Source organism: Vibrio sp. Of7-15 (assembly GCF_022347565.1).
GTDB lineage: Bacteria > Pseudomonadota > Gammaproteobacteria > Enterobacterales > Vibrionaceae > NORP241.
In genome coordinates, this window is sequence record NZ_JAKRGH010000061.1 from 1 (window position 1) to 4,111 (window position 4,111).

General features: G+C 38.2%; 5 protein-coding genes. All 5 read left to right on the plus strand.

What is annotated here, in order from left to right:
* The first annotated feature begins 252 nt into the window (after nt 1-252).
* The 5 genes from MHO82_RS25555 (at nt 253) to MHO82_RS25575 (ending at nt 3,986) form a co-directional block, all read left to right on the plus strand.
* A complete protein-coding gene (locus tag MHO82_RS25555; RefSeq protein ID WP_239189406.1) occupies nt 253-483 on the plus strand; it encodes a hypothetical protein in 231 nt (76 codons plus the stop codon).
* Between the two features lie 140 nt (nt 484-623).
* Entirely contained in the window at nt 624-974 is a 351-nt protein-coding gene (locus tag MHO82_RS25560) for a hypothetical protein (protein ID WP_239189408.1), read from the plus strand.
* A 117-nt stretch (nt 975-1,091) separates the two neighbouring features.
* Nucleotides 1,092-1,844, plus strand: a complete 753-nt coding sequence (locus MHO82_RS25565; RefSeq protein WP_239189410.1) for a carbon-nitrogen hydrolase family protein — start codon at nt 1,092-1,094, stop codon at nt 1,842-1,844.
* 113 nt (nt 1,845-1,957) lie between these two features.
* A complete protein-coding gene (locus MHO82_RS25570; RefSeq protein ID WP_239189412.1) occupies nt 1,958-3,475 on the plus strand; it encodes an SIR2 family protein in 1,518 nt (505 codons plus the stop codon).
* 181 nt (nt 3,476-3,656) lie between these two features.
* A complete protein-coding gene (locus tag MHO82_RS25575; protein WP_239189414.1) occupies nt 3,657-3,986 on the plus strand; it encodes a DUF6530 family protein in 330 nt (109 codons plus the stop codon).
* Nucleotides 3,987-4,111: the final 125 nt, after the last annotated feature.

The following is a 4,111-nucleotide window of genomic DNA, read 5'->3' on the forward strand; positions in this document are numbered from 1 at the left end:
ACAAACTGCTTAAACGGACGCCAGAACATTCGGCGGTTTTGGTTCTGAGTGTGGTTGGCTTTGGAAGTTAGGTGACAGCGCCATTTAGCAGAGCGTTAGGCATTAAAGAGTAACCGAAGCTAAGTTGATAACGATTATGTATAGGGACAGATGATAAAAATTGAATTCAGTATATGGCTTGCAAGTAAAACTCGTTGGGTTCATCTAACGAAAACGATAGAGATGCAAGCCGTTCCTCGAACCGGTGAGTTCTTGAAGTTTAGCAATGATGTTGTCGGAGACTATTTTTCATTTAAAGTCACTGAAGTGGTTTATCGCGAGACTGGCTCAAAGGTTGAAATTTCAACAGAGCTACTAGATAACATAAATAACCGTGGATATTCATTTGAAGATGAATCCGAATTTGATGAGTACTTGAGTTCCTATTTATCTGTTGGTTGGCTGAGCCCACATGGTGTAACTGAAAACAAGTACACTAGTTGAAAAATGCCTAACAAAGCAATCAAGGTGACCCGTTACACTCGGCAGTTTTGGTATGAAGTTCGGTGTGCTTTGTTAGTTCAATATGGGGCACCTTATCGCAGGCGTTATGTGGTTTTTGGAAAGAGTTGAGTAAAATAGTGATGCAAAAACTTTGTAAATACCGTTTTCATTGGTATGAATTAGATCAACCTTTGAAGGTTGGAGAGGTTGTTGAGCTGACTTGTGTTAAAGGCAGTGAGCCATTAGAGATCCATAGTGGTTTCACTTGTAGTGAATCTACGATATCTGTTCATTGTAAGATCGTATCGATTCATCACCCAGAACTCGGTTATATAAAGAATATTGATACTGAAGGGTTGGATTATTGCTTAACACTCGCGAATGGTAAGAGTTTAAGTGTAGAAGCAGAAGAAGACCCCGGAAATGTATATTCATTTCCGATAAAACCCAAGGCTTGGAACTTTCAGGTTTTAATAGAGATAACCACATAACAAACTGCTTAAACGGACGCTTGAACACTCGGTGTTTTTGGTTCTGAGTGTGGTTAGCTTTGAAAGTTAAGTGAAAGCGCCATTTAGCAGAGCGTTATATTTTCAAAGGATAGTTTAGTGAACAACAATGAAGTAAGTTTTGGTTTAGTGCAGTTTCCAGTGGTAAAAGGTTCGATTGAGCAGAATTTTCTAGAACACAAAAAGTGTGTTGAAGTCGCAGCACGAAATGGCGTTGATGTTGTGGTCTTTCCTGAACTTTCTTTAACTGGCTATGAACCAACATTAGCAAGCAATCTTGCAATTGATGTTGAATCAAATGTTGTTAAACAACTTTCAATTGTCGCAAAAGAAAATGGTGTGGTCGTTGTTAGTGGCTGTCCCTTAAAAAGTGCAGAATCACGCCCATTTATCGGAGCTATAATCTCATATCCATCTGGTAAAACTGACTTCTGTCGTAAGCAGCATCTTCATACCGGTGAATCAGAGTATTTTGTTGCTGGTAAAGGTAGTTACTTCTTCAATTACAAAGAGCAACGGATTGCTTTGGCTATTTGTGCTGATTTTAGTAATCCAATTCATGCCGCAGAAGCTAAGGCTGCAAATGCTGACGTGTACCTTTCAAGTGTATTAGTCTCAGATAATGGCTTTGACGTTGATAGTCAGCAATTACAGGGTTATGCCTCCGAACATAATTTTGCCGTTCTTATGGCCAACCATAATGCTGAAATTGGTGGTTGGAAAACATGTGGTAAAAGCAGAGCATGGGACAGTCAAGGTAAGCTTGCTGTTGCATCAGAAAATAATGCAAGTTCTCTTGTCATTTGCGCAGTCTCAGCTGGAAAAGTTAGTGGCAACGTATTGAAAATATAACAAAGCAATCAAGGTGATGCGTTACACTCGGCGGTTTTGGTATGGAGTTCAGTGTGCTTGGTTGGTTCAGTGGGGCACACCTTATCGCAGGCGTTATATTTCAAAGGTAATTTATGAGTTGTATTGAACAATTACAAGAAGATGCTAAGAGCAGTCTATTTGCATCGTTATTTAATGAAAACTATTTCCTTTGGATTGGATCAGGGTTTTCATACAATTTTGGTTTTGGTAGTTGGGAAGAAGTTCTGCATAAAATTAGCGAAACGATAGATTATCCATTAGATCTGGACGTTACAAACCCATTAAAGGCGGCTGAACTATTATGTTCTTATGCTGTTCACCACTTAGACTACGATGAATATAAGTTTAACTCTTTGGTTTCATCATCTCTGTTAGAGTTAAAGAAATCTGGTGTTAAACCTGATTGGGTTAGACGATTCAGGGCTTTTTCTCCTAACACCATTGTGACTACGAATTGGGACGATCAGCTTGAAAGTATTTTTGATGATCTGGTTAATGTTGTAGTGAGAAAGGATAAGTCTCCACAGGTTTCAAATACGGGGAGAAATATTTTTAAAATCCACGGTGATGTTGGAAGACCATCTAGTATTGTAGTGACTCAAAGTCAGTATTTCTCTTTTCAAAGGGAAGATACCTACTTAAATAGAAAGATCTACACACTTTTCTCGGAGGCATCGCCTGTATTCCTAGGATATAGTTTAACTGATCCTAATATTAGCTTTCTCTATGATGAGGTGTATGCTCATCTTGGTGAAAGTAAACCGCCTGCTTTTATGGTAGTTCACCCTAGTGTTAAAGACGAAGTACTAGAAGAGTCAAAGTTACTTTTTCAAAATAAGAATATACATATCATAAAAGCAGAAATTGGTGAGTTTTTAGAAGACTTGTCTATTGCGTACAGAGAGTACAAAAAATCAACAAAGAGGTTTTTTGTCGAACACATAAACATAAAGGAACGTCTAGTTGAGGTTATTGATTCAATAATCGAAAAGAAACCAGTTAAACACAAGGCAGTCCTTAAAATCTTCAATAATAAAGAATCTAGACACCAAGCTGTAAAAGCTCTGGTTGAGATCTTATCGAGTCAAAACATTTACAAAGAATTTGGTGGCGACCTGCTTTCTCCTGAAAATCGGATGTCATATAGAGAAATAGATCAGGTGGTTGAGACAATCATATGGATGACAAACAAGAATGGTTACCCTGATCCTGAAGTCAAAGAGCAGTTTTACGAATCTGTTATGGAACTGTGTGCAAAATCCGATGGGGTATGGGACTTTTATAGTGCAAGAAAACCATTCACTAATATATTAAGAATATCCCCTGGGGTTGAAAGTGAAATATTCGAAGAACGAATAGACCATATAGTATCTATCTTAAGGTGGTCTGGAAAAGGTCAATTAGGCAAATGTTGGGCTACTTGGGATGAATATTGCTCTAGATTGGATTGGTTTAATGACCATGACATTGATGAAATCTTGACTGAACTAGAGGATAGTGGAAGATTTCCTTATCGTGATTCAGACAAAAATTGGTTAGAAAAGCTTAAAAAAAGCAAAAACAGTACTAAAGCTCAACGTAAAAAGATTGATGCATTTATTGAAATATAACAAAGCATTTAAGAGTGATTCCCAACGCTTGGCATTTTTCATTCAATCGTTGAGTTTTGTGTTTACGGTGGTTTGGTTAAGCTTCGTGGTAGCGTTGCTCACACCTTAATGCGGCGTTATGCTTAAATCGAAAATTTGGAGTCAAATATGCCAATAAAAGAATTCGGAGATAGAAAGGAGTATGTTACTGCTCCTGAGCTACCTCATCATCTTGCGCCACACAGGAGATAAATGGACTCGTCAAGCAGAGGAGTTGCCTCTTCATCGTGTAATTGACTCAACAATTTTTCTCACAAAAGTGCTTCTAGATGAAAGTGATGATGTTATCGAAATTGAGCGTGATTTGTTTTTAGATCAGCATTCAGGTATTCAAATTGCCAAAGAAAAGTGTTCCGAATCTGATGCTTCAAGCTATGAGAACTACTTGTCTGACAATATGCCGATGCTTAAAAGCCGCCTTAAATCTTTATACCTCTTACTCGATGGATTGGAGAAAAAAGGTAAGTTTTAAGCATAACAAAGCGTTTAAGACAGATTCCCAACGCATGGCATTTTTCATTCCATCGTTGGGTTTTGTGTTTAAGGTGGTATGGTTAGGTTCAGTGGTGGCGTTGCTCACTACTTAACGCGGCGTTA

What these genes read in the sequence shown, in the direction of transcription:
- MHO82_RS25560 (WP_239189408.1), top strand. Translation starts at nt 624, where the DNA reads ATGCAAAAACTTTGTAAATACCGTTTTCATTGGTATGAATTAGATCAA.
- MHO82_RS25575 (WP_239189414.1), top strand. Translation starts at nt 3,657, where the DNA reads ATGTTACTGCTCCTGAGCTACCTCATCATCTTGCGCCACACAGGAGAT.
- MHO82_RS25570 (WP_239189412.1), top strand. Translation starts at nt 1,958, where the DNA reads ATGAGTTGTATTGAACAATTACAAGAAGATGCTAAGAGCAGTCTATTT.